The sequence below is a fragment of the Neobacillus sp. BF23-41 genome, from assembly GCF_041106275.1.
On the sequence record NZ_JBGBPR010000003.1, the window covers coordinates 359,964 to 384,225 of the forward strand.

Annotated in this window: 22 protein-coding genes; 5 read left to right on the forward strand and 17 right to left on the reverse strand. The window is 40.3% G+C overall.

Going from position 1 to position 24,262, the window contains the following annotated elements; all coding sequences use genetic code 11:
- Nucleotides 1-267 precede the first annotated feature (267 nt).
- A complete protein-coding gene (locus tag AB7942_RS07665) occupies nucleotides 268-1,596 on the reverse strand; it encodes a phenylacetate--CoA ligase family protein (protein ID WP_369446378.1) in 1,329 nt (442 codons plus the stop codon).
- A 275-nt stretch (nucleotides 1,597-1,871) separates the two neighbouring features.
- On the opposite strand from AB7942_RS07665, the gene AB7942_RS07670 reads away from it, so the two are divergent.
- The 3 genes from AB7942_RS07670 to AB7942_RS07680 are packed head-to-tail and all read left to right on the forward strand — an operon-like array spanning nucleotide 1,872 to nucleotide 4,237.
- Nucleotides 1,872-2,222, forward strand: a complete 351-nt coding sequence (locus AB7942_RS07670) for a DUF485 domain-containing protein (RefSeq protein WP_369446379.1) — start codon at nucleotides 1,872-1,874, stop codon at nucleotides 2,220-2,222.
- The gene (locus AB7942_RS07675) at nucleotides 2,222-3,772 is read left to right on the forward strand and encodes a solute symporter family protein (RefSeq protein WP_369446380.1); all 1,551 of its coding nucleotides are present in this window, start codon (nucleotides 2,222-2,224) and stop codon (nucleotides 3,770-3,772) included. Before AB7942_RS07670 ends, AB7942_RS07675 begins: the two co-directional genes overlap by 1 nt.
- 15 nt (nucleotides 3,773-3,787) lie before the next feature.
- A complete protein-coding gene (locus AB7942_RS07680; protein WP_088089110.1) occupies nucleotides 3,788-4,237 on the forward strand; it encodes a PaaI family thioesterase in 450 nt (149 codons plus the stop codon).
- 410 nt (nucleotides 4,238-4,647) lie between these two features.
- Here the strand turns inward: AB7942_RS07680 and dtd are convergent, their stop codons facing one another.
- The 6 genes from dtd to AB7942_RS07710 form a co-directional block, all read right to left on the reverse strand.
- Nucleotides 4,648-5,091, reverse strand: a complete 444-nt coding sequence (gene dtd, locus AB7942_RS07685; protein WP_369446381.1) for a D-aminoacyl-tRNA deacylase — start codon at nucleotides 5,089-5,091, stop codon at nucleotides 4,648-4,650.
- A 13-nt stretch (nucleotides 5,092-5,104) separates the two neighbouring features.
- Nucleotides 5,105-7,303 (reverse strand): RelA/SpoT family protein, encoded by a 2,199-nt coding sequence (locus AB7942_RS07690; protein ID WP_369446382.1) that lies wholly within the window; start codon nucleotides 7,301-7,303, stop codon nucleotides 5,105-5,107.
- A 368-nt stretch (nucleotides 7,304-7,671) separates the two neighbouring features.
- Nucleotides 7,672-8,184: an adenine phosphoribosyltransferase gene (locus AB7942_RS07695; RefSeq protein WP_088089113.1), complete on the reverse strand. Its 513-nt coding sequence runs from the start codon at nucleotides 8,182-8,184 to the stop codon at nucleotides 7,672-7,674.
- Nucleotides 8,175-10,538 (reverse strand): single-stranded-DNA-specific exonuclease RecJ, encoded by a 2,364-nt coding sequence (gene recJ, locus AB7942_RS07700; protein WP_369446383.1) that lies wholly within the window; start codon nucleotides 10,536-10,538, stop codon nucleotides 8,175-8,177. Before recJ ends, AB7942_RS07695 begins: the two co-directional genes overlap by 10 nt.
- Before the next feature lie 248 nt (nucleotides 10,539-10,786).
- Complete coding sequence (secDF, locus tag AB7942_RS07705) at nucleotides 10,787-13,051, reverse strand: protein translocase subunit SecDF (protein WP_369446384.1); 2,265 nt, start codon at nucleotides 13,049-13,051, stop codon at nucleotides 10,787-10,789.
- A gap of 142 nt (nucleotides 13,052-13,193) precedes the next feature.
- The gene (locus AB7942_RS07710) at nucleotides 13,194-13,490 is read right to left on the reverse strand and encodes a post-transcriptional regulator (RefSeq protein ID WP_098934420.1); all 297 of its coding nucleotides are present in this window, start codon (nucleotides 13,488-13,490) and stop codon (nucleotides 13,194-13,196) included.
- Between the two features lie 138 nt (nucleotides 13,491-13,628).
- Between AB7942_RS07710 and spoVB the strand changes: the two genes are divergently transcribed.
- Nucleotides 13,629-15,176, forward strand: a complete 1,548-nt coding sequence (gene spoVB, locus AB7942_RS07715; protein WP_088089117.1) for a stage V sporulation protein B — start codon at nucleotides 13,629-13,631, stop codon at nucleotides 15,174-15,176.
- 46 nt (nucleotides 15,177-15,222) lie between these two features.
- Here the strand turns inward: spoVB and AB7942_RS07720 are convergent, their stop codons facing one another.
- Complete coding sequence (locus tag AB7942_RS07720; protein ID WP_369446385.1) at nucleotides 15,223-15,882, reverse strand: DUF421 domain-containing protein; 660 nt, start codon at nucleotides 15,880-15,882, stop codon at nucleotides 15,223-15,225.
- A 264-nt stretch (nucleotides 15,883-16,146) separates the two neighbouring features.
- Here AB7942_RS07720 and AB7942_RS07725 point away from each other — a divergent pair, with 264 nt between their 5' ends.
- Nucleotides 16,147-16,509, forward strand: coding sequence for a TIGR04086 family membrane protein (locus tag AB7942_RS07725; RefSeq protein WP_088089119.1), 363 nt, complete (start codon nucleotides 16,147-16,149; stop codon nucleotides 16,507-16,509).
- Nucleotides 16,510-16,585: 76 nt separating this feature from the next.
- On the opposite strand, the gene yajC is transcribed toward AB7942_RS07725, so the two are convergent.
- The 9 genes from yajC to AB7942_RS07770 all read right to left on the reverse strand — a co-directional run.
- A complete protein-coding gene (yajC, locus tag AB7942_RS07730) occupies nucleotides 16,586-16,879 on the reverse strand; it encodes a preprotein translocase subunit YajC (protein ID WP_088089120.1) in 294 nt (97 codons plus the stop codon).
- Between the two features lie 29 nt (nucleotides 16,880-16,908).
- Complete coding sequence (gene tgt, locus AB7942_RS07735) at nucleotides 16,909-18,048, reverse strand: tRNA guanosine(34) transglycosylase Tgt (protein WP_168245203.1); 1,140 nt, start codon at nucleotides 18,046-18,048, stop codon at nucleotides 16,909-16,911.
- Between the two features lie 27 nt (nucleotides 18,049-18,075).
- Nucleotides 18,076-19,104 carry a tRNA preQ1(34) S-adenosylmethionine ribosyltransferase-isomerase QueA gene (queA, locus tag AB7942_RS07740; protein ID WP_369446386.1) on the reverse strand — a complete coding sequence of 343 codons (1,029 nt, stop codon included), beginning with the start codon at nucleotides 19,102-19,104 and terminating at the stop codon, nucleotides 18,076-18,078.
- 29 nt (nucleotides 19,105-19,133) lie between these two features.
- Nucleotides 19,134-20,138, reverse strand: coding sequence for a Holliday junction branch migration DNA helicase RuvB (gene ruvB, locus AB7942_RS07745; RefSeq protein WP_088089123.1), 1,005 nt, complete (start codon nucleotides 20,136-20,138; stop codon nucleotides 19,134-19,136).
- A 10-nt stretch (nucleotides 20,139-20,148) separates the two neighbouring features.
- On the reverse strand, nucleotides 20,149-20,760 hold the full coding sequence (gene ruvA, locus AB7942_RS07750) for a Holliday junction branch migration protein RuvA (protein WP_088089124.1): 612 nt from the start codon (nucleotides 20,758-20,760) through the stop codon (nucleotides 20,149-20,151).
- A gap of 149 nt (nucleotides 20,761-20,909) precedes the next feature.
- Complete coding sequence (locus AB7942_RS07755; protein WP_369446387.1) at nucleotides 20,910-21,455, reverse strand: BofC C-terminal domain-containing protein; 546 nt, start codon at nucleotides 21,453-21,455, stop codon at nucleotides 20,910-20,912.
- A gap of 184 nt (nucleotides 21,456-21,639) precedes the next feature.
- Nucleotides 21,640-22,326 (reverse strand): YhcN/YlaJ family sporulation lipoprotein, encoded by a 687-nt coding sequence (locus AB7942_RS07760; RefSeq protein WP_369446388.1) that lies wholly within the window; start codon nucleotides 22,324-22,326, stop codon nucleotides 21,640-21,642.
- Between the two features lie 105 nt (nucleotides 22,327-22,431).
- Entirely contained in the window at nucleotides 22,432-23,421 is a 990-nt protein-coding gene (locus AB7942_RS07765; RefSeq protein WP_369446389.1) for a phosphotransferase, read from the reverse strand.
- The coding region (locus AB7942_RS07770; RefSeq protein WP_369446390.1) for a chromosomal replication initiator protein DnaA at nucleotides 23,408-24,262 on the reverse strand (855 nt) is incomplete at its 5' end. The genes AB7942_RS07765 and AB7942_RS07770, both read right to left, overlap by 14 nt.

A 24,262-nucleotide genomic window follows, 5' to 3' on the forward strand; every position in this document is an offset into this window, starting at 1 on the left:
CGTTTATTTAACGTAATTATATTTTATTGTTATATAGAAAGCAAGAATATTGCGTCATTATTTCAAAATAAAAAGAATGGGCAATACTTTCCATTATTTCAACGATACTTTAAACCGTGACGACCCTACTTTATTCGCTAAATTGTGGATGCGGTGCACGGGCACCAGAAATTTTTGATTACAATCGGAAGGGAATGGCATTTGTTCTTCTTGACGAAAATGAAGGAACTGCATGCATCATTCCCTGCTGGGATAATGACAGATTCATTATACGCTGATCATAGCACTTTTTCGCTTATCAACAATACGAATGGCCTTTCCTTCAGAACGCGGGATGCCTTTTGGAATGTTGACAACGATATCCATCGTCACTAGACATGTGTTTTTCATATGGTGCTGGACCGTCTTCTTCAATTTCTGAACATTGGCATGTGTTAAGTCTCCATCAATTCCAGTATAGAAATCACTTTCAATTTCAACATGTAATTCAACACTGTCCATTGCACCTTTCTTTACAAGGTGAATCTGATAATGAGGAACGAGTCCCTTCACTTGCAACAATGCCCGTTCAATTTCAGAAGGGAAAACGTTTACACCTCTGACAATGATCATGTCATCTGTTCTACCTTTTACCCTGGACATTCTTGTTGTCGTACGTCCGCATTTACATTTTTCTCGAGTAATAGAGGAAAGATCCCCTGTTCGATAACGAATAATTGGCAGCGCTTCCTTCGTTAAGCTAGTAAAAACAAGTTCTCCAACTTCTCCATCTGCTAACGGTTCGAGCGTATCTGGATTAATCACTTCAACCAGGAAGTGATCATCTGCGATATGAAGTCCATCCTGTGCTTCATGACATTCTATCGCAACACCCGGTCCCATTACTTCACTTAAGCCGTAAATATCAACCGCTTTCAAATTTAATTTCTTTTCAAGTGTCGCTCTCATTTCTTCTGACCAAGGCTCAGCGCCAAAAATACCATATTCGATTCCATTATCAGCAGGGTCCATCCCCATTTCTTCCATCTTTTCAGCAATATTTAGAATATAAGATGGCGTTCCGCAAATACCCCTCGGTTTCAAATCATTAATAAGTGTAATTTGTCGATCTGTGTTTCCCCCTGAAATTGGTAATGTTGCAGCGCCTAGCTTTTCTGCTCCGTAATGAAGACCAAGTCCACCTGTAAACAATCCATAGCCATAGGCGTTATGAAAAATATCAGATTTCCGGCCACCTGCAGTGACAATTGCACGCGCAACCATTACGGACCAGTTTTCAATATCATTTTTTGTATATCCTACAATTGTCGGTTTTCCACTCGTTCCAGACGATCCATGAACGCGGACAACCTCATCCATGGGAACTGCAAATAGACCGAATGGGTATTGCTCACGAAAGTTCCGTTTTTTGGTAAATGGAAGCTTTGTCACATCGCTTAACTGTTGAATATCTTCTGGCGTAATACCCAGTTCATCAAATTTCTCTTTGTAAAATGGTACATTCTCAAATACATTACTAACCGTTTTTTGAAGACGTGCCAGCTGCAAGCTTTCCATTTCAACACGGGTAGCAGTTTCAATTTCTGGATTGTACATTGTGTCAGTCCCCCTCATTTGCTTTTCATTGTTCCTGAAATTACATAACAGAATTAAAACGAAAATAAAAAATCTAGTAATATACATTTTCAGATTAATACGACATTTCCACGTTGTCAATAGTGTTAACTTTGAATTTTAATAGAAAATATAAAATTTTATTAAATATTTTAATTTACTTAATATTCTAATTATGATAGGTTTAAAACGAAAGTGACATATATCACTTTTTATCAATACCGTTTTAAAATCGTTTTATTCAAGGAGGGGTTATTATGGAATCACCAGTAAAAAAAAGCTACTTAACCGAAGAACATGTCGAAAAGAGGCCCTATTATCAATTGGTTGAAACAGAAGATTTTAAGGGTTTACTTCAAAAGAAAAAAGCATTTATTATCCCGGTCACCACTTTCTTCCTTACGTTTTATTTTGTTCTACCTGTGTTAGCTGCTTATACAAATGTATTAAAAGGAGAAGCTTTTCTTGGTATAACATGGGCATGGGTTTATGCACTTCTTCAATTCGTTGTGGTTTGGATCGGTGGAATTGTCTACCTTAAGAAATCAGAGAAGTATGACAAAATGGCCCAAAATATTTTAACTAAATACCAGAAGGAGCTTGGCTGATGAGTACATTATCTCTTATACTTTTTTTAGGCATTATATTGTTAACGCTTACAATAACCTATTATTCTTCTAAAAAAACGAAAAACGCGAGCGATTTTTATACAGCTGGCGGCGGGTTGACTGCATGGCAAAATGGATTGGCTGTAGCTGGTGACTTTATGTCTGCCGCTTCTTTTCTCGGTATTACTGGGGCTATCGCTCTGATTGGTTTCGATGGATTTTATATGAGCATTGGCAATCTTGTCGCGTTCCTTGTCTTATTATACCTTGTTTCGGAGCCGCTTCGTAATCTTGGAAAATACACGTTAGCCGATATGATTTCTGCTCGTTTTAAGTCCAAAAAGGTACGTGGGATCGCTGCAGCGAACACTCTTGTCATTTCTATTTTTTATATGATTGCTCAACTTGTTGGTGCGGGTGGATTGATTAAACTTCTTCTCGGAATCGATTATGGTCTTTCAGTTCTTCTCGTTGGTGTATTAATGACAATTTATGTTATTTTCGGTGGGATGCGGGCGACAAGCTGGGTACAAATAACAAAAGCCGCGCTTTTGCTGGGCGGTTCTTCCGTTTTGACGTTTATTGTATTTTCCCGATATAACTTTAACATCTCAGAAATGTTCCACCATGTTAAGACAGCAACACCCCTTGGTATTGACTTTTTAAATCCAGGTAATAAATACACGAATGGACTTGATATGATTTCATTTAATATGTCACTTGTCCTCGGCGCAGCAGGACTTCCGCATTTACTTGTCCGCTTCTTTACTGTAAAAGATGCGGCGACGGCACGAAAATCTGTTGTATATTCAACATGGTTTATTGGCGTATTTTTTATTATGACGATTTTCCTAGGGTTCGGTGCTGCTTCATTCGTCGGTTTTGACCGCATTGTTGAAGCAAACCCTGCTGGAAACATGGCCGCGCCGCTTCTCGCATTAACCGTAGGCGGTGAATTCTTGTTTGCATTCGTCTCAGCTGTCGCATTTGCCACTATTTTAGCGGTAGTATCCGGCCTTGTTTTAACGTCAGCATCCGCCTTTGCACATGACATTTATGGAGAAATTATTAAAGACGGAAAAATGACTGAAAATCAGCAAGTTCTTGTAGCACGTATCTCGGCAATTAGTGTTGCGGCTATTTCAATCGTGCTAGCCTTGTTCGCACAGTCGCTGAATGTTGCTTTTCTTTCTGTACTTGCATTAGGTATTGCAGCAAGCGCCAACTTGCCGGTTATTCTTTGCACAATTTACTGGAAACGATTTAATGCAATCGGAGCGATCACTGGCATGCTGTTTGGGTTAATCAGCTCTCTAGTTTTAGTTTTGCTTAGTCCGAATGTATGGAATCCCCAACCTGGAATGGGTATTTTCACAGGAGACCCTATTTTCACAATGAGCAATCCGACCATTTTCACCGTGCCTCTTGGCTTTATAGGTGCCTATATAGGTACAATGTTGTCTAAAGCAAAAGAAGACAAAAATAAATTCGCAGAAGTATTGTTTAAATCAAACACTGGGTATGGCATTAGCTCAGCAAAAGATCATTAAGGAAAGGAGAATTCCATGACAATTCAATTAGATGATCAGGCAATTCACGATTTACATTATGATGAAATTAAGCAAGTTCTAAAAGACGAACCATTTGCAGCTTTTCTTGGCATGAAGCTGACAAATCTAGGACCTGGAACAGCGGAAGCGGAATTAATCCCTGACGACCGGATGCTTAATGCACATGGAACAGTTCACGGTGCCATTATCTTTTCACTTGCAGATTACGTATTTGCCGCAGCGAGCAACTCATATGGCAAAACAGCTGTGGGTGTCACAACCAATGTTAACTTTATATCAGCTGGCAAACGTGGCAGGACTCTAACTGCAAATGCAAAAGAAATAAAGAAAAATCACAAACTCGCTTGGTACAAAATCGATGTCCAAAGTGAAAATGAACTAATCGCAACAATGGAAGCGATGGTTTACAGAAAGAGTCATTATTTTGTTAAACAGGATAAATAAAGCTTTTATTAACCGGGCAAATCAATCGATTCGTCCGGTTGTTTTTTACAATGGAAGTAATAAGAAAAACCGGGCAAAAACTGGAGAGACCTAGTTAAATAAGACAGAGGAAAAAGCACCCCCTGAATCGTATTTAAATAATACGAAACTCAGGAGGTGTTTTCTTTTGGGGAAAAAAATACTTACTCAGAAGAAGTTAAAATGACTGTTATTCAAATGAAATTAAGTGGTGAATATTCAAACACTACTTCAGGCAAAATTAAAACTACCTATCCCCTATTGAGTTGAGGGAACAGGTAGCGTAATTGATGCTTTTTCAATGTCTCATTTGAATAGGTTAGTTCAAACTGCCTAAGTCTTTTTTTAAATGTCCTTTACAACGGGTACACTTTAAAAGTGCCAAGCCTTTTTTATGATTTACTTTCGAGTATCAACGTCACGGGACCGTCATTGATGAGTTCAACATCCATCATCGCACCGAATATGCCGGTTTCAACACAAATCCCTTTTTCCCTCAGCAAGCTGTTAAGTAACTCATAAAGTTGAACAGCTTGGTCTGGCCGGGCCGCTTCCATGAAGTTTGGCCTTCTCCCCTTTCGGCAATCACCGTAAAGAGTAAATTGCGAAACAGAAAGAATTTCACCGCCAACATCTAATAAAGATAGATTCATCTTTTCATCGGCATCCTCAAAAATACGGAGGTTGGCAATTTTATCGGCTAGGTAGATGGCATCCTCTTCTTTGTCAGCATGGGTGATACCGACAAGTAAGACAAACCCCTTTGTTATTTGACCAGTTACTTCCCCGCCAACAGTTACGCTGGCACCTTTACTTCGTTGAACAACTACACGCATTTTTGGAAACTCCTTAATTCATCATTCGACGGACGGAATAAATATCGGGGATCTGTTTAATTCGTTCAACCACCTTTTGTAAATGGTTCACATTGTGGATGGCAATCGACATGTTAATCGTCGCCATTTTATTCCGATCCGATTTGCCTGAAACGGCAGAGATATTTGTTTTCGTTTCATTTACCGCTTGAAGTACTTCATTCAGAAGCCCTCTACGGTCATAACCGTTAATTTCAATATCGACATTATATTCTTTCCGATCATTTAAGGACGATTCCCATTCTACCGGGATTAACCTTGACTGAGCATCATTAGAATCAATGTTCGTACAGTCCGAACGATGTACAGAGACCCCGCGGCCTTTTGTAATAAAACCAACAATTTCATCGCCTGGAACCGGATTACAGCATCTTGATAACCGAATCAGTAAATTATCAATCCCGGAAACTCGGACACCGGATTCACGTTTTTTGGAAGATGGGAAGGTTTTTAGGTCCGTTATGGCATTGGTAATATTTGAACTCTGCTCCTGATCCCTCTTTTTGCGCCATTTCTCGGTTAATCGGTTGGCGACCTGTAAAGCCGTTACACCATTATAACCAACTGCTGCATACATATCTTCTTCACTGGAGAAATTAAACTTTTCAGCAACCTTTTTCAGATTGTCAGCGGTGAATATTTCTTTAATATCGAACTCCATATTACGGATTTCTTTTTCAACCATCTCTTTGCCCTTATCGACATTTTCATCACGGCGCTGCTTCTTAAAGAAGGCCCGAATCTTGTTTTTCGCTTGCGATGTTTGCGCCAGCTTCAACCAATCCTGACTTGGACCGTATGAATGTTTCGATGTAAGGATTTCGATGATATCACCAGTCTTAAGCCGGTAGTCCAGCGTCACCATTTTGCCATTCACTTTTGCGCCTATCGTCTTATTGCCAATTTCGGAGTGAATTCGATAAGCAAAATCAATAGGAACAGAACCAGACGGCAACTCAATGACATCACCTTTTGGTGTAAACACAAAAACCATATCCGAAAATAAGTCAATTTTCAATGACTCCATAAACTCTTCCGCATTGGCGGTATCATTTTGGAACTCGAGTATTTCTCTGAACCAGGTTAATTTCTGTTCAAAAGAAGTGCTCTCGTTAAGTGCTTCTTTGCCCTCTTTATAAGCCCAGTGTGCTGCCACCCCGAATTCAGCAATCCGATGCATCTCATACGTTCTAATTTGAACCTCAAGCGGATCTCCTTTTGGGCCGATTACGGTAGTATGCAAGGATTGATACATATTAGGCTTCGGCATCGCGATATAATCCTTGAAACGGCCGGGCATTGGTTTCCAGCAAGTGTGAATAATCCCTAAAACAGCATAGCAATCTTTAATACTGTTTACGACGATTCGAACAGCTAGCAAATCATAAATTTCACTGAATTGCTTGTTTTGCAAAGCCATTTTCCGATAAATGCTATAAATATGCTTCGGACGGCCAGAAAGCTCTGCTTTAATGGACACTTCACCCATTCGGTTCTTTACTTCTTCAATGACATCCACTAAATATTGCTCACGTTCAGCGCGCTTCTTTTTCATTAAGTTAACAATTCGATAATATTGCTGCGGATTTAAATACCTTAATGCTGTATCTTCCAGTTCCCATTTAATCTTAGAAATACCAAGACGATGTGCCAAAGGTGCAAAAATTTCAAGTGTTTCATTTGAAATCCGACGCTGCTTTTCTATAGGAAGATGTTTAAGTGTCCGCATATTATGCAAACGGTCGGCAAGCTTAATAAGGATGACCCGGATATCCTGAGCCATTGCCACAAACATTTTTCTGTGGTTTTCTGCCTGCTGTTCCTCGTGAGATTTATATTTAATTTTCCCTAATTTGGTTACGCCGTCGACAAGCATGGCCACTTCGTCATTAAAAGAAGACTCAATATCTTTTAAAGATATACTCGTATCTTCAACGACGTCATGAAGAAAACCAGCTGCAACCGTGGCAGGATCCATCTCCAAGTCAGCTAGAATGCCAGCAACCTGGATCGGATGAATAATGTACGGTTCCCCCGATTTTCGATATTGTTCACGATGAGCATGTTTTGCAAATTCGTATGCTTTTTCCAAAAATTTAACATGTTCATCATTTAAATAATTCCGAGTCTTGTCGATGACTTGGTCGGCTGTTAACACTAGATCATTCGCCATGAAATCACCTTTATTTTCGTCTCATTTTATTTATATAAATGTCATTCTCTAAAAATTTGTTCTAAATAGGAATGATTGTTATTATTATCGAAAAAAAAAGCCAAGTTGTAAAGAGATAGAGAGTCTTTTTCCACACTATTCAGGAAAAATTGTGCATTCGTTCTTAATATTTGGATAACTGTCTAGCTCCAGCGCCCAGCGGCTAGTGTCCTTCGCTCTTCTCCCTACGATAAGTCAACATCGGATCGCTAACGACCTCCGTGTTTCCTTTATCTCAGTCAAAGCGCTCCAGGCCATACGCCGCTAAACGGGCGCTTCCGCTTTTTTATATAAAGAGAGCACTCGTCCCGAGTGCCCTCTTTAATGGTTTAATAATGCATCAATGTTAAAACATCATAACCATCAAGTTTTTTTCTACCTTCTAAATAACTTAACTCAACTAAGAAAGCAATCCCTGCAACCACACCGCCAAGTTGCTCCACTAATTGAATCGTCGCATCGATTGTACCGCCTGTAGCCAACAAATCATCCGTGATTAGGACACGTTGGCCTGGTTGGATGGCATCTTTATGGATGGTTAGAACATCTTTACCATATTCAAGCCCGTAACCAACTTTAATCGTTTCCCGTGGAAGTTTACCTTCTTTACGGACTGGGGCAAAGCCTATGCCTAAGGCATATGCAACCGGACAGCCAATAATAAATCCTCGGGCTTCAGGTCCGACAATCAGATCAATTTGTCTTTCTTTTGCATAAGCAACGATTTGGTCTGTTGCATATTTATAGGCCTCACCATCATTCATTAAAGGGGTGATATCTTTAAATTTAATTCCTTCTTTTGGCCAGTCAGGTACGATTGTAATAAATTCTTTTAAGTCCATTCTTCAATTGCCTCCTCAGTTTCAACCGACTCTTGAAAAACTTGATCGAACCAGGCTTTTAAATCCTGAAAGGATGAAAACAATAGTTCCCTTTCAAGTTCATATTGTGCTTGTTTTATTTTGTAGGTTCGAGAGTCAGTTAGGTCACGCTTTTGCGCTCCGGTGTTTAAAGTTATAAATCCATTGTTTATTGTAACAAAATCCAGGTCAGAAAACACCTTTGACATAAAGTTTATCGTTTCCTGCGACCAACCGCGATGCTTCGCGAGGTCACCCCCATGTCGTTTAAGATCAACCGGACCCTTTTTTAACAGAAAAGCATAAAACCATTTAAAATGGTCACGGGTCGGGACAGTACTAAAGAAATCACTGGATTCTTTATAAAAATATGCATAAATCCTAGCTGGCTGTTTCCCTTTAAATAAAACCTTTAGGATTTCTTTTGATGAAGGAAAGTCAACCAGAACAATATTTGCCTTGTTCCCAGTGAACGATTTTGCATCTTCCACATCTTTAATAAAAATGGTCTCATCGATCAAATTAGGGTTTATTTTTTCAAGGTGTTCTTGATTAAAAATAATAAACTTCCTGTTATCAGCAGGGACAGCATTTGAAAGGCTGTTGATCCGCTTTTGTCCGCGATAGTCAAATAATTGCCATGACTCCACGGCAATATCGTGGATGAAAATTTGTGGTTTACGCATATTGTTCCATTCATTAACAGATAATTCTCCAATTAACGAAATTTTTGATGCAGGTGAGATATGATCCACTAAGGGTCCTAAACCAAAGCCTACCCCATCCAGATTAGCACCACTTTCATTCACTAATACCTTTAAGTGGTTTTGCTCACTGCCAATTTTTCTGATATTTGTAATATCGACATTGTTGATTAAAACCTTTGGTTTGGGGTTGTCCATTCCAAAAGGAGCAAGTAGACTCATTTCATCTAATGAAGATAGATTTACATGTTGAAGTTTAATTTCCTCATCGAGATATGTTACTGGAATTAAATCTTCATGAGTCAGTTGAGCATCTGCCAGTAAATTTAACCTTGTGCGGAGTTCCGCAACATTCTCTAGGTTTAAGGTCATCCCTGCTGCCATGGGGTGACCTCCAAAGTGCGGTAAAATATCACGGCAGGTTGATAAATTTTTAAATAGGTCAAAACCTGCAATACTGCGGGCCGAACCCTTTGCCACTCCCTTATCCGGGTCAAAATTCAGTACAATCGTTGGCCGGTAATACTTTTCAACGAGTCTTGAGGCAACAATTCCGATGACTCCGGCATTCCAACCTTCCTTACCGATGACTAGAACTTTATTAGACTCGATCGGGAAATTCTTTTCAACCTCTTCCATCGCCTCAGTCGTAATCGAATTAACAATCGACTGTCTTGACTTATTGAGAGCATCCATTTCTGAAGCAAGGCTTTCTGCTTCAAGTGGATCATCGGTTAAGATCAGCTGAACAGCTAAGTCAGCATCTTCTAAACGCCCCACGGCATTAATCCTTGGCGCGAGGGTAAAGCCAATTGTTTCTTCATTTATCGACATGGGATCGACCCCTGCCAGCTTTAAAATGGCTCTAAGGCCAATATTATTCGTTGTTTTTAGTTTTTCAAGTCCTTTTTTGGCGATCAGGCGATTCTCATCTTTTAACGAGACTAAATCAGCAATCGTCCCAATCACAGCTATTTCTAACAAATGCTCTGGAACCTCCCCATAAAGGGCATGGGCAAGTTTAAAGGCTACACCCACTCCTGCCAGTTCTCGAAACGGATAGGTACTATCAGGAAGTTTGGGATGAATGATCGCAAGTGCCTCAGGTAATACCGGCCCAGGCTCATGGTGATCGGTAATGATGAGATCCATGCCTAGCTCTTTTGCAACGGATGCCTCATAGGTAGCTGATATTCCAGTATCCACAGTAATAATTAAATTTATTCCATTTTCCGCTGCACTCCGGAATGCGGCCTCATTCGGGCCATATCCTTCAGTGAAACGATTAGGGATGTAAAATTGAACATTTGCACCAAGGTCACGAAGCGTGATCATTAAAACTGATGTGCTGCTTACTCCATCAGCGTCATAATCGCCGAAAATGAGGATCGGCTCTTGGTTTTCGATGGCTTCACGAATTCTCGTAACTGCAATATCCATCCCTGTTAAGAGAAAGGGATCGTGGAATTCTTCCTTTCCAAATAAAAAATACCGTGCAGACTCAACGGTATTAAAGCCACGGTTGACAAGCAGTGAAGCGACAAGAGGCGTTATTTTCAATTCAGTTTCTAGCTTATTGATCAGTTGTTCATCGGATTTCCGAACAATCCATCTCGTTTTCGAACTTAACATGTGTATGTTCACCCCTCAGACCTTCTTATTATACAGGAGTGGAATACAGGATTCAATAAAAGAAAAGCGGAGGCGCCCGGTTAGCGACGTATGGACTGGAGCGCTCTGACTGAGATAAAGGAAACACGAAGAGCGAAAGCGCATTCGTGCTTGACTTATCGTAGGGAAGAGAGCGAAGTCCACTAGTCGCTGGGCGCCGGAGCTAGACAGAAGGAAAAACCGCAGGATATCTGCGGTTTTCAACTAATTTATACTTGTGGTTGATCAGAATACTTTCTTTTCTCTTTTACCGTTTTAATAACGCCCTTCTTCTTCAACTCTTTACATTTCAACACATACCATAAAGAACCTGCGACAAAGACGGAGGAATATACCCCAATAATTAATCCAACGAATAAAGCGATAGAGAAATTGCGAATTGCTGGGCTTCCAAAAATCATTAAGCATACTGTCGTAATGAGGACTGTTAAAACGGTGTTAAACGACCGTGTTAAAGTTTGGCGAATACTAACATTTACCACTTCAGCAATATCCTGAACCGTTTTAAGCCGTTTTTTCTTTTGCATATTCTCGCGAACCCTATCGAAAGTAACAATCGTATCATGGTTTGAGTAACCAATAATGGTTAAAATTGCGGCGATAAAGTTTAAATCTACTTCAAGTCTTGTAATACTAAAAATAGCAATCATGAAAAATGCATCATGAAGGATGGCAGCAATCGCGGCGATTGCCATATATGCTTCAAACCGAATCGAAACGTAGAGAATGATACCAATTGATGCAATCAAGACTGCAAAAAAGGCATTTTTCGCTAGTTCTTTTCCAATCGTCGGAGAAACGGTGCTAACATTCGGCTCATAGCCAAATTGCTTTTTAAAATCTGCCTTTAAAGTTGAAATTTCATCTTTTGACAGTACCCCAATCATTCGGACGGCACCAATTTGCTTTTTATCACCAGAAATGACGACATCATCTGGAGTTAAATGAAGTTTGTTAAAAGCATTTTCCACCTGGGTAGTGGTTAAAGGTGTTCTTGATTGAACCTCTACACGTGTTCCGCTTGAAAAATCAATTCCTAAATTCATACGGAAAATAGCGAGAATGATTACACCGGCAACAAGGAGAACTCCAGATAGGATGAATACTTTATTCCTAAGTTTAACAAAATCAATTTTATCAAATCGAGTCGGAAGATCGATTGTATCTACATTATCGTTAATAGATTTAATTTGGGACTTGCGTACTGAAAACCAACCAGGTTTATTATTTAATAAACCGCTTTGGACCCATAGCCCTAGCAATAACCTTGCGCCGTATACATTCGTGAGGAAGCTCATCAGGACACTCACTATTAACATTGTCGCAAACCCTTTTACAGAGCTTGTCCCGTAAAAGAATAATACACAAGCTGTTAAGATTGTTGTTAAGTTGGCGTCAAGAATAGCTGTAAAAGCATGCTGCTCACCAGCTTGGAACGCTGATTTAATGCTTCTACCTACCTTTAGTTCTTCTCTAATCCGTTCATAAGTAATAATGTTGGCGTCGACGGCCATACCGATTCCGAGAATAATCGCGGCAATTCCCGGCAAGGTCAGAACCCCATTCATCCAATCGAAAATTAATAAGACGAGAAATATATAAATTGATAACGTAACAGTAGCAATGAAACCTGGAAAACGGTAATAGAAAAGCATGAAAAGATATATGATTACAACACCGATGATTCCAGCTAAGACCGTATCATGTAATGCCTGTTCCCCGAACTTAGCTCCGACGGAAGTTGAGTACACCTCTTTTAACTTAACCGGTAAGGAGCCTGCATTTAAAAGCGAAGCCAAGGTTTGAGATTCTTTTGCAGTAAAACTTCCTACAATCGAAACTGTATTTTGATTAAATATTTGCTTTACTGTTGGGGCTGATAAAAATTTAGGGTGCGCTTTTGTTACTTCCTCTTTAAATGAGTCTTTTCCTTCTTCAAAATCCAGCCAAATAACAAGAACATTGTTTGGTGCCATTTTCATAATTTCTTCGGACACCTTGCGGAATTTATCGGCACTTTTTAATGTTAAAGAAACGCTTGGTGCACCATTTTCATCAAAAGTTTGCTTAGCTCCGCCTTGTTTTAGGTCAGAACCATCCATCATCAGACGGTCATTAGCATCACGGAAGGTTAGATTTGCTTGAGTAGATAAGATTTCGCGAGCTTTATTCTGGTCTGTTACCCCAGCAAGCTGCACACGAATCCGGTTCTTTCCTTCAATTTGAATACTAGGTTCACTTACCCCAAGGACATTGATCCGCTTGTCGAGTGCCTCAGCGGTACTAGCCAAAACCTTTTTGTCAATCTTTTGACCTTTTTTCGCTTCCTTAACATCGTACAAAACTTCAAATCCACCTTGAAGGTCTAGTCCTAGCTTCATATTGTTTAAGATGTTCTTTGTTGTTGCTCCCATTGTGCTTCCTATAATTAGAACGACAAGAAAAAAAGCAACAATTCTACTGCGCTTTACCATTATGTATTGTTCCTCCTTAGTGCATGTGCATTAGCACTGTTCCGTATAATCCTTATATAAATTACCAAAAAGTCACTTCCTTCATTATGAAAGAAGTTAGATTGGCTGTCAATTTACAATAATATGAATTCATAAGGCATTTTCATTTTAAAAGCTCTTTCAATTCATCTTCATTATCAAATGAGAATTCGGTCGTTTTATATGCCTCAATCGTCGCGAAGCTGAGATAATCGCTCGCCTTAACAGACAGGATTTCTTGGATAATTTCGTACAGTTTCATTTCTTCCTTTACCTTTTTCCACTTTTTCTTAATTAAAAAATCCCAAAGTTCCTTCTCCGTTACAGAATCAATCCCTAGCAATTGAAACTCCGTGAGTTTACTTGCTACTGCTGGTTGGACCTGGGTGCGAAAATGTTCGAATCTGTGACTATTATCCATTATGACTGCCTCCTTGGGACCTCTCCCACCTGAATTGAACTTTTCAAAAAGCTTTTACTACTTGTCATGCTTTGTCCACCATTAGGCATATAGATAATTGTATATGAATTCTTCTTATTTGAGAAGGTGGGAATCCGCATGTCGAAGTTTTTAAAGGGGACTTTTATCCTATTAATCGCAGGTCTTGTTACAAGAGTCCTTGGTTTTATTAATCGGATTGTAATAGCAAGGAGTATCGGGGAAGAAGGTGTTGGCTTATACATGATGGCGTTTCCTACATTCATCCTTGTAGTGACGCTTACTCAGTTAGGGCTCCCTGTTGCTATTTCAAAAAATGTCGCGGAGGCAGAAGCAAAAGGAAATTTTGCAGAAATTAAAAAAATTCTTGTTGTATCCCTAGCGACGACTATTTCTTTATCACTTATATTTACGCCAGCGCTAATCTTACTTGCACCCATTCTATCAAAAACATTGTTTACTGACCCAAGAACGTTTTATCCTTTAATTGCAATAGCTCCTGTGGTTCCAGTAATTGCGATTTCCTCTGTGCTTCGGGGCTACTTTCAAGGCAGACAAAACATGCGTCCCTCGGCAATCTCACAAATTTTAGAACAATTTGTGAGAATTTCTTTGATTGCTGTGATGACAAAAGCGTTCCTTCCTTATGGAATTGAATATGCCGCCGCAGCAGCAATGGTTTCCTCAGTAATCGGCGAACTTGTCTCACTCATCTACTTAATGACTGCCTTTAAATTAAAAAAACGTTTTAAGCTTAGGAAAAATTTCTTTCAATTTGTCCACAGCGGGAAACAAACCTTCAAAGAACTCATGGATATCGCTTTACCGACAATGGGGAGCAGAATGATTGGATCTGTGGCATGGTTCTTTGAACCAATAGTTGTCGTCCATAGCTTAGCCCTTGCTGGTGTCATCACTGTAGAAGCTACCAAACAATATGGTGCCTTAACTGGTTTTGCGATGCCCCTGTTAATGTTACCGTCTTTCATCACCTTTTCTTTAGCAACATCACTTGTGCCAGCGATTAGCGAAGCCAATACGCAGAACAACAAAAAATTGATTGAATACCGATTACAGCAAGCATTACGCTTTGCCTTTTTATCGGGTGGACTGGCCGTTGTCGTTCTATATGTGCTGGCTAACCCATTGATGGAACTCATGTATGGCTCAGCGAAGGGCTCTTATTTTATTAGATTGATGGCTCCCTTCTTTTTATTCTATTACTATCAAGGACCGTTACAAGCTGTGTTACAAGCATTGAATCTTGCACGAGCAGCGATGATTAATAGTCTTATTGGTGCCATCGTTAAGACAGCTGTGATTTTTTTACTGGCTTCGCAAGCCTCATTTGGAATTAACGGGGTGGCATTAGGAATTATCGTTGGCTTTGTATTAGTCACTGTTCTTCATTTTGCAACGGTGTTAAAAAAGATTTCCTTCTCATTTTACGTTCGCGATTATCTGAAGGGATTTCTAGTCATGGGAGTTACAGGCTGGTTAGGCTATTGGTTATTTGAGAACACCTTCCTAACTGAACCGTTAACCATTAAAGTTATATTTTCGTTAATGGCTATGTCCATTTCCTATTTGGTCATGATTATTTTGTTAGGGCTTATTAAAAAGGAAGAGCTAAAACGTATTCCCTGGCTTCGAAACTTGTTTGCCTAATTACTTTCTTTACAAATAAGACACGCATTCTTAGCGTGTCTTTTGTTCATTCATCTTGTAGATCAATAAAGAATTTCCCATTTTCATAACTGCAAAAAGAAATCTTCTTCACATCGCGATAGCCCTGTTTTTTCAATTCCTGCCGAAGCCAGAGATTTGTTTTGTTAATTCTTTTCAAATTTTCTTCGTCAATGTTTCCATCTAGGATTAAAGGGATGGTTATATCGCCTAGCTCAGGTTCATTATTATTATTCTTTAATTTTTCAATGACGGACAAACTTCCAGAGGATTCTAATATCGCAAATTCCACGTCAGCAATACTGCGAATGTTCTTTTCTCGAAGCTGGGTCATTAAATCATCAAAATTGTACCGCTGCTTCCGCATTGCGTTCTCATCTATTTTCCCCCTATTAATAATAATGCTTGGCTGCCCATCAATCAGATTACGAAATTTTTTACTTTTCAACGAAAAAATCGCTAAGGTAATTTGAATCAGCATGAGCAACACCATTGGAACCACTGTATGGAACAAAGGTGTATGAACTCTTTCGATGGCCACAACTGCCATCTCACCAATCATAATAAAAACAACTAGATCTAAAATGCTTAATTCCCCAATTTCTCTTTTCCCCATGACTCGAAAAATGACTAGGATAACTGCATATAATAAAAGCGTTCGAAATACAATCGTTAAATAATCCTCCACAACCGTCGCCCCTTTTTTTACGTTCAACGATATTGTTTGCCGAAATGGATAAAAAATTAGCGGAATAAAATACCAACCCGCTCTTCATAGCAGAAAATTAAAGAAAATATATTCTACTTTTCTCCTTTTACGAATACGCTTGTACTAGGAAAGAAACATGTATCTAGGGTCTGGCAGTACTGATTTTTAAGGATAATTTGCCAGCCTGAAGGCAACTGAAGGGGGAGAGTTAAAATAGAACCGAAAAGCTTTCGTGTTTCCATTTTGTACGGATTAATTTTTATTCTTGTTTTTGCCGTGATATGCAGCATTATTTTTGCTTTTATTCTCAAGTTTACGTCTGCACGTGAAGTATCACTACAATATGTCATCACGGCATTATCATTCATCGGGCTATTCGGAGGCGGTTTTCTATCTGGCGGAAAAAGAAAAGAAAAGGGTTGGCTTATTGGCGGACTAACTGGACTTATCTACTCGATCGTTGTTTTTTTATTCCAATACTTAGGATATGATCGCCTATTTAACGCCGAACAAGTAATTTATCATACTTGCTATACCTTAATTGCGATGATGGGTGGAATTTTAGGGGTAAACATTTCTACCAACAATTCACGGAGATCTGCTTAGCATCGAAAAGCGGAAGCGCTGGAGCTAGACAATTAAAAAAGGAAGCCATACAGGACGGCTTCCTTTTCGTTTGTTCCTATTTCGTTAGATTGACGCTTCCTTCACTTGCATCCGCAGTGACTTCGCGAATGGCATTACGGTCAAATGTAAGACGGCTTCCGTCACCACATTTAATTACGGCTTTATTCTCATCAATTGAATCTATAAAACCATGTAATCCACCAATCGTGACTACTTTATCACCCTTTTTTAAATCACTTTGCATTCTCTGAACCGCTTTCTGGCGCTTTTGCTGCGGGCGAATTAATAGGAAATAAAATAACACAAACATTAATATTAATGGAACTATGGTACCAATTCCTCCTGACATCTTGTTTCCCTCCTTTCAAAAATCATCTATTAGAAATTTTTCGCATTCGGTTTGTTAAAACCATACTGCTCAAAAAATTCTTCTCTAAAATCACCAAGCCGGTCTTCCATGATGGCTTGTCTGACTTTCTCCATTAATCTTAACAGAAAATAGAGATTATGGTAAGACGTTAAACGAATTCCAAATGTTTCGTCACATTTAATTAAGTGACGAATGTATGCACGGCTATAATTTCGGCAGGTATAGCAATCGCAATTTTCATCCAGCGGGCCAAAATCTCTTGTAAATTGTGCATTTTTTACAACAAGTCGGCCAGTGCTTGTCATCAATGTACCATTTCTGGCAATTCGTGTAGGCAGCACACAGTCGAACATATCAATTCCGCGGATTGAGCCATCAATTAATGAATCAGGTGATCCTACACCCATTAAATACCTTGGTTTATTTGTAGGTAAAAGTGGTGTCGTGTGTTCAAGCATGCGATTCATAATGTCCTTTGGCTCACCCACTGACAACCCACCAACCGCATAGCCAGGGAAATCTAACGAAACAAGATCTTTCGCACTCTGCTTGCGAAGCTCCTCATATTCTCCCCCTTGGACGATCCCAAATAAACCTTGGTCATTGGGGCGGCTATGTGCATTTAAACAGCGCTCCGCCCATCTTGATGTTCTCTCGACAGACTTCTGCATGTACTCATATGTTGCAGGGTATGGTGGGCATTCATCAAAGGCCATCATAATATCGGAACCAAGGGCATTTTGAATTTCCATCGCCTTTTCTGGTGATAAAAATAATTTTTCACCGCTCATATGGTTACGAAAATGGACTCCTTCTTCCTCAATTTTACGGAATTCACTTAAACTAAAAACCTGGAATCCACCCGAATCTGTTAGGATGGCTCGGTCCCAGTTCATAAATTTATGTAGTCCGCCTGCTTCTCTGATGATTTCGTGCCCCGGCCTGAGCCACAGGTGATAGGTATTACTTAAAATGATCCCCGCTCCCATTTCTTTTAAATCTTCAGGAGACATTGTTTTCACAGTTGCCAGCGTTCCTACCGGCATAAATGCAGGGGTATCAAACGAACCGTGCGGGGTATGGACTCTGCCAAGCCTGGCCCCTGTTTGTTTACATGTCTTGATTAATTCATAACGAATCGCAGTCAAATTTTTTTCTCCTTCCTTATGTACCTCTTAGATGATGAACATTGCATCGCCAAAGCTAAAAAAACGATACCGCTCTATAACGGCAGTTTGATAAGCATGTAAAACATGTTCTCTGCCTGCTAACGCACTGACGAGCATAATCAGGGTTGATTTTGGCAAATGAAAGTTCGTAATCATGCCATCGATTGCTTTAAATTCGTACCCTGGGTAAATAAAAATATTGGTCCAGCCGCTGCCCTCGATAAAACGTCCATCATTAGCGGAGGCAATTGTTTCAAGGGTTCGTGTTGAGGTAGTTCCAACGGTAATAATTCTACCCCCATTGCTGCGTACCTCGTTAAGCAGACGTGCGGTCCCCTCTGTTACGATATAAAATTCGGAGTGCATATCGTGTTCCAATACATCATCTACACTTACAGGACGGAAGGTTCCGAGCCCTACATGTAGGGTAATAAAGGCGATATGAACACCTTTTTCTTTAATCTCTTCTAATAAGCTGTCTGTAAAATGAAGCCCTGCCGTTGGTGCCGCGGCTGAACCAGGTTCACGGGCAAACACGGTCTGATACCTATCCCGGTCCTCGAGCTGCTCTTTTATGTAGGGAGGAAGCGGCATTTCACCTAATTGGTCAAGGACCTCATAAAAAATACCCTCATATTTAAAATCTAATATTCTCCCGCCATGGTCCGAGGTCCCTGTGCAAACGGCCGTAAGAAGGCCATTACCGAAATCTATTTCCGTTCCTTCTTTTACTCTTTTTGCAGGCTTGATAAGTGTCTCCCATTGATCGCCTTCCAGCTGCTTCAAGAGTAAGACTTCGATTTTTGCACCTGTATCTTTTTTGACGCCAAAAAGACGTGCAGGAAGTACCTTGGTATCATTTAAAACAAGGCAATCTCCTTCACGCAAATAGTCGATAACATTTTTAAAAACTTCATGCTTTATTTCGCCTGATTCCTTATCTAGGACCATTAATCTGCTATCCGTCCGATTATGAAGCGGAACCTGTGCAATTAATTCCTCAGGCAAATGAAAATCAAACAAATCTACCTTCATATTATGACACCCTAATCTTTATTTAATAATCAATCAGTGGCAGGCGAATCCATCCCAAAATGGTGATAGACCAATGGGGTTACCACCCTGCCCCGTGGAGTTCTTTGCAAAAAGCCAATTTGTAATAAATAAGGTTCATACACATCTTCAATCGTTTCGGCTTCTTCCCCAATCGATGCGGCAATCGTATCAAGGCCGACAGGGCCGCCGCGGAATCTCTCGATAATGCCCTTCAGCAGTTTATGATCGATATGGTCTAAACCAAGTCGATCTACTTGGAGGAGTTCGAGTGCTTCTCGTGCTAGGGCCAGCTCAATCGTCCCATTCCCTCTTACTTGGGCAAAATCTCTAACCCGGCGAAGAAGACGATTCGCAATTCTCGGCGTCCCTCTAGATCTCCTGGCTATTTCTGATGCTGAGAGGTCATCGATTTCGGTACCGAACACTTCCGCTGTTCGCAAGACAATATTTTTTAATTGATCTTCCTTATAATACTCGAGTCGGCTTAAAACTCCAAACCGGTCTCTTAAAGGAGCTGATAGAGAGCCTGCCCTCGTTGTCGCTCCAACAAGCGTAAAGGGTGGGAGGTCGAGGCGGACTGATCTCGCACTTGGGCCTTTACCAATGACAATATCAAGACAAAAATCTTCCATCGCTGGGTAAAGTACCTCTTCAATCGTCCTTTGCAGGCGATGAATTTCATCAATAAATAAAACGTCCCCAGGTTCGAGTGCGGTAAGAATCGCAGCTAAATCACCAGGCCTTTCAATCGCAGGTCCTGAAGTGGTGCGGATGTTCACGCCCATTTCATTGGCGATAATGACAGCGAGTGTTGTTTTCCCTAATCCGGGCGGACCATAAAGGAGCACATGGTCTAACGTTTCCTTACGCATTTTTGCTGCCTTAATATAAATATCAAGATTTTCCTTTACTTGATCCTGTCCGATGTATTGTCTTAAGGTTTGCGGCCTAAGGCTTTGTTCTATGCTGATTTCACTCTCATTGACTTCACTCGAAATAATTCGGTCATCCATGAATCATCACCTATTTTAAAAGCCGCTGAAGGGCTTTCTTAATGTATTGGTCCGTTGACATTTGTTCCTTTCTTAACTCAGGTGAAATCTTTTTGATTTCTTTTTCGGAATACCCCAATGCTTTCAGAGCAAGAATGGCTTCTTCCAAGTTCGAGTTGTTTGCTTGTGTATGTAAGTGAAGTTGGTCGGTATTAAATAAATTGGGGAAATAGTCGGGAACGATATCCTGCAATTTTCCTTTTAGGTCCAATATCATTTGCCGGGCTGTTTTTTTGCCAACCCCGGGGAATTTGACTAGGAAGCTTTCATCTTCGTTTTCAACGGCGGTAACCACCTGTTGTACTTCACCGGAAGCAAGGATGGCCAACGCCCCTTTTGGACCGATTCCTGATACATTTAGTAATTTTGTAAAAAGCTTTTTCTCTTCTCTTGTTTCGAAACCGTACAGGGCCATTACATCCTCACGAACGTAGTGGTAGGTATAGACGGTTACCATTGTTTCCATTTTACTAGCATAAATAAACGGATTGGGTGTAGATATTTGATAGCCAATGCCGCTGTTCTCGACAACTATATATTCTGGTCCGACAAAATCGACGGTCCCTTTTATAAATTCGTACACTACATTCTCTCCCCTAGTTTTTCACTGTATTTCATTCTATCATACAATTTTAGGTTAGTTGTAGAAAATAGGCTGGTAGACGAAACATCAGAGTATTCAAAAAAAGAACCAGGCTGAAGTGACGGCATCAGTCTGATTCGGTGATATTACTATTCTTTTTTTAAAGAATAAGGCTTAAATGTCTCTAAAACTTCAACATATCGATCTTTTGTTTTGATTGGTATGCCTTGAAGAAGTTCTTCTTGCTTCGTACTTTCCAACTTCTTAATATCTATTTGAAAAAATGATTGAATAATTCTCAATTGGTCCGGTCTTCCATTAAAAATGCTCAATACATTATCTTCTGTTATCCCAAAAAATCCATTTGCTTTAAGCAATGGTGATATGTCATTGACCTGTTTCCGAAATACCATTGTCGATTCATCGATATCAGTCAGCTGCCATTGGTCATATTTTGCCCAGAAATTCTCGGCAGACCAGCAAGTCTCGTGGACTACTTCTTGACTTATTTCCCCATCTAAATAGACCCTTTCCAAAATAACGGTCATGTGTAAAGGTTCAGTCTTTTTCTGGGTATCCATTTGTGAAGCAGCGGCGATAATGGTCATTCCTTTGGCATTAAAAATAAACATGAAGAGAAGAACAGCGAATCCGGCGAGACTATACCGATACCATGCCATCCACTTAAACCTCATGCTACTCACCTCTTATTGTTAAAAATTGAACAATCTATCCAGTACTAGTTTAGCCTTATTTTGCCTTTTTATCCTTCATTCAATATTAAAAGGGCAAAGCTCGTAAGCTTTGCCCTCACCAGGCATTACCTTCCTGATAGAAGGCAAAGCTCGAAAGCTTCTTTGCCCTCTACCGCGGAAGGAATTACCTTCCGCCCTTTTCACGCTGACTATCTTTGTAGAAATTGCGGTCGCGGCCAAGGGTTCCTTCATCGGTTATGACCTTTACCGTTCTTCCGTTTGCATAGGGCCTCACAGCTCTTTTAATTGCACTTTTTGTAGCAGAGGCTTTATCTTGATCATTTAACACCACTGAAACAATGACAGTATTTCCATAAGCGACGGATCTTACGGTCTGTACATTTGGAATCGCTTCTACTTTGTTTCTGACTTTATTCGTAAAATTATCCTGGAAGTCAGGGTCCGTAACAACCCCGGCATTTCCATTTTTTACATTCAGATGACCGTGATAGTTCATATCGCTTGTACTAAAACGATTATCGCGTTGGAAAAAATTACGGTCTTTGGAAGCTAAAGGTGATGATGGATTCTTTGGATTTCCATTTTCGTCTCGTGATTGAAGCTGCCTTCTTCTGTTTTCATTTGTAATTTGATCCTCATCCCCAAGAGAATGGTCCATCATTTCCGTTATTGCCCCGTCATCATCTCTAAATAAATCGTTATCTGAAGTTGGGTGGTTTTCATTGGAATAATATCCAACCGGCCTTAACGAGTTCTTGTTAACACCTGTACGATTATTATCATTTGCACATCCAGCCAGCCCCAACATCAATGCGGCTGAAAGAGGAATCATCCACTGCTTCTTGTTCAAGCGAAAAACCCCCTCCATTAACATCCTGAGCATGAGCTTAACATGCTCATTAATAGGGTGTTATTTTCGGGGGGATTTCATTCAGACGGAAAATTCCAAAGCTGCTCAGTCCAATAACTCCTTTAAGTGGTCAATAAACTTTTTTCTTGCATAAAACTGACTAATGGTTAAGTCCATTACCTGTTTATATTTTGTATGATCTGTGTACGATTTTTCACGGATCATTCGATTCCATTCCCGAAAAATATCAGCGGGATAGGCTAAGGCAAATACAAAAGCCTCTTCGTGTAAGTATTTCTTAATTTGTTTAAGGCTCGACAGTCTTTCAAATGACCAATCGATAAAAGGCAAAATCCGGTTTGCATATTGTAAATAATCAAATGATGCGGGTCCGATACTAATTAAATCAAAATCAATGAGATGTAACTGCCCCTCTGTATCCCTTAAAAAGTTATGATGGGCTACATCCCCATGCAATATGACGGTTGGTTCTTTTTGAAAACACACACGATTATTTTCCATACCTTCAAGTGACCATTTTGCCCAAGACATCATTTCCGAGATGAAGGGTTCATTGATAAAATACCCAAGATAGGGAAGATTATTGGAGAAAACATTTAACCTTTCTGTCCATTTTTCAATAAGGAGCCCTTTTGGCAGTAAGGTTCGATAGCGTGATTCAAACGAAGCTGTGGTTTGGTGAAATTGCTCTAATAACTCCATTCCTTCTTGGCGATTTTTATGAGTATGAAAAGAAAATACGTTTTTATTCGGCGGAATGTACTCCATACATCCGAAGTAAGTTCCCTCAAAAAAAAGCTGGTCTCTCACTGGGGATGTTAAAAACAAATATGTCTTTTTAAACCCTTCTTTTTTCAATGTTGCTGTAAAGGCTTCTTGGAGTCTAAGTCTACTGTTGGTATGATATCCTTTTATGACATAATCATTTTTATCTGTTCTTAAAAAAATAACGGATTTTCGAATCGGAATCATCTGAAGGATTCTATCATAGAACTGTGATTGAAAATAAGAGAGGAGACGATCAAAATAATCATCGTCTCCCTTTTTATTATTTGCTGTATTAAAGGCTCTCATCTTGGTAACCCGGCATACCGTAAGGACTTGTTCCAACCGGACCCATACCATATGGATTCATATAAGGAGGCTGTGCAGCATTAACAGGTCCTGTATATGGTGCGCTATAGATTGGCGGCGTTGGCGGTACAAAGTTCGGTGGCATGGCTGCCTGCTGCGGTGTGGCTTCAGGTCCAGGCATTCCAGCTGGTGAAGCTCCACAGCCGCAATCCCCCAGCGCTCCGGTTCCTACTGGTAACCCCTGCGTTGGACTTGGCTGCTGCATGAATGAACCTGGTCCCGCCATTTCTGGTGTTCCAAAGCCTGCAGGTGCACTCATTGGATCACCCATCTGCGGGTATCCGTATGGCATTTGGCCATATGGTGCGCCCATTCCATACGGATTAGCCACTGCTGGATTTCCGAACGGGTCTCCATGCATTACCGGAGGTCGAGCAAAGTCAGTTGGGTTTTGTGGTGTATCGAATCCTGAAGGGCTTTCCATTGGATAACCTGTTGGCATTTGGCCATATCCTCCTGGCAATTGCTGGTCATATCCCGCTGGCATTTGACCATATCCTCTTGGCACTTGTTGGTCATACCTTGCTGGCATTTGACCGTATCCTGCTGGCATTTGCTGACCAAAGCCCGCTGGCATTTGACCATATCCCCCTGGCGTTTGCTGGCCATATCCCGCTGGCATTTGACCATATCCTCCTGGCATTTGTTGGCCATATCCTGCTGGCATTTGACCATATCCTCCTGGCATTTGATGGTCATGGCCCGCTGGCATTTGACCATATCCTCCTGGCATTTGATGGTCATGGCCCGCTGGCATTTGACCATATCCTCCTGGCATTTG

Bases quoted from the DNA above. Each gene is read 5' to 3' on its own strand.
- AB7942_RS07665 (WP_369446378.1), bottom strand. From the start codon at position 1,596: ATGTACAATCCAGAAATTGAAACTGCTACCCGTGTTGAAATGGAAAGC.
- AB7942_RS07670 (WP_369446379.1), top strand. From the start codon at position 1,872: ATGGAATCACCAGTAAAAAAAAGCTACTTAACCGAAGAACATGTCGAA.
- AB7942_RS07675 (WP_369446380.1), top strand. From the start codon at position 2,222: ATGAGTACATTATCTCTTATACTTTTTTTAGGCATTATATTGTTAACG.
- AB7942_RS07680 (WP_088089110.1), top strand. From the start codon at position 3,788: ATGACAATTCAATTAGATGATCAGGCAATTCACGATTTACATTATGAT.
- dtd (WP_369446381.1), bottom strand. From the start codon at position 5,091: ATGCGTGTAGTTGTTCAACGAAGTAAAGGTGCCAGCGTAACTGTTGGC.
- AB7942_RS07690 (WP_369446382.1), bottom strand. From the start codon at position 7,303: ATGGCGAATGATCTAGTGTTAACAGCCGACCAAGTCATCGACAAGACT.
- AB7942_RS07695 (WP_088089113.1), bottom strand. From the start codon at position 8,184: ATGGACTTAAAAGAATTTATTACAATCGTACCTGACTGGCCAAAAGAA.
- recJ (WP_369446383.1), bottom strand. From the start codon at position 10,538: ATGTTAAGTTCGAAAACGAGATGGATTGTTCGGAAATCCGATGAACAA.
- secDF (WP_369446384.1), bottom strand. From the start codon at position 13,051: ATGGTAAAGCGCAGTAGAATTGTTGCTTTTTTTCTTGTCGTTCTAATT.
- AB7942_RS07710 (WP_098934420.1), bottom strand. From the start codon at position 13,490: ATGGATAATAGTCACAGATTCGAACATTTTCGCACCCAGGTCCAACCA.
- spoVB (WP_088089117.1), top strand. From the start codon at position 13,629: ATGTCGAAGTTTTTAAAGGGGACTTTTATCCTATTAATCGCAGGTCTT.
- yajC (WP_088089120.1), bottom strand. From the start codon at position 16,879: ATGTCAGGAGGAATTGGTACCATAGTTCCATTAATATTAATGTTTGTG.
- queA (WP_369446386.1), bottom strand. From the start codon at position 19,104: ATGAAGGTAGATTTGTTTGATTTTCATTTGCCTGAGGAATTAATTGCA.
- ruvB (WP_088089123.1), bottom strand. From the start codon at position 20,138: ATGGATGACCGAATTATTTCGAGTGAAGTCAATGAGAGTGAAATCAGC.
- AB7942_RS07755 (WP_369446387.1), bottom strand. From the start codon at position 21,455: ATGAGGTTTAAGTGGATGGCATGGTATCGGTATAGTCTCGCCGGATTC.
- AB7942_RS07765 (WP_369446389.1), bottom strand. From the start codon at position 23,421: ATGAGAGCCTTTAATACAGCAAATAATAAAAAGGGAGACGATGATTAT.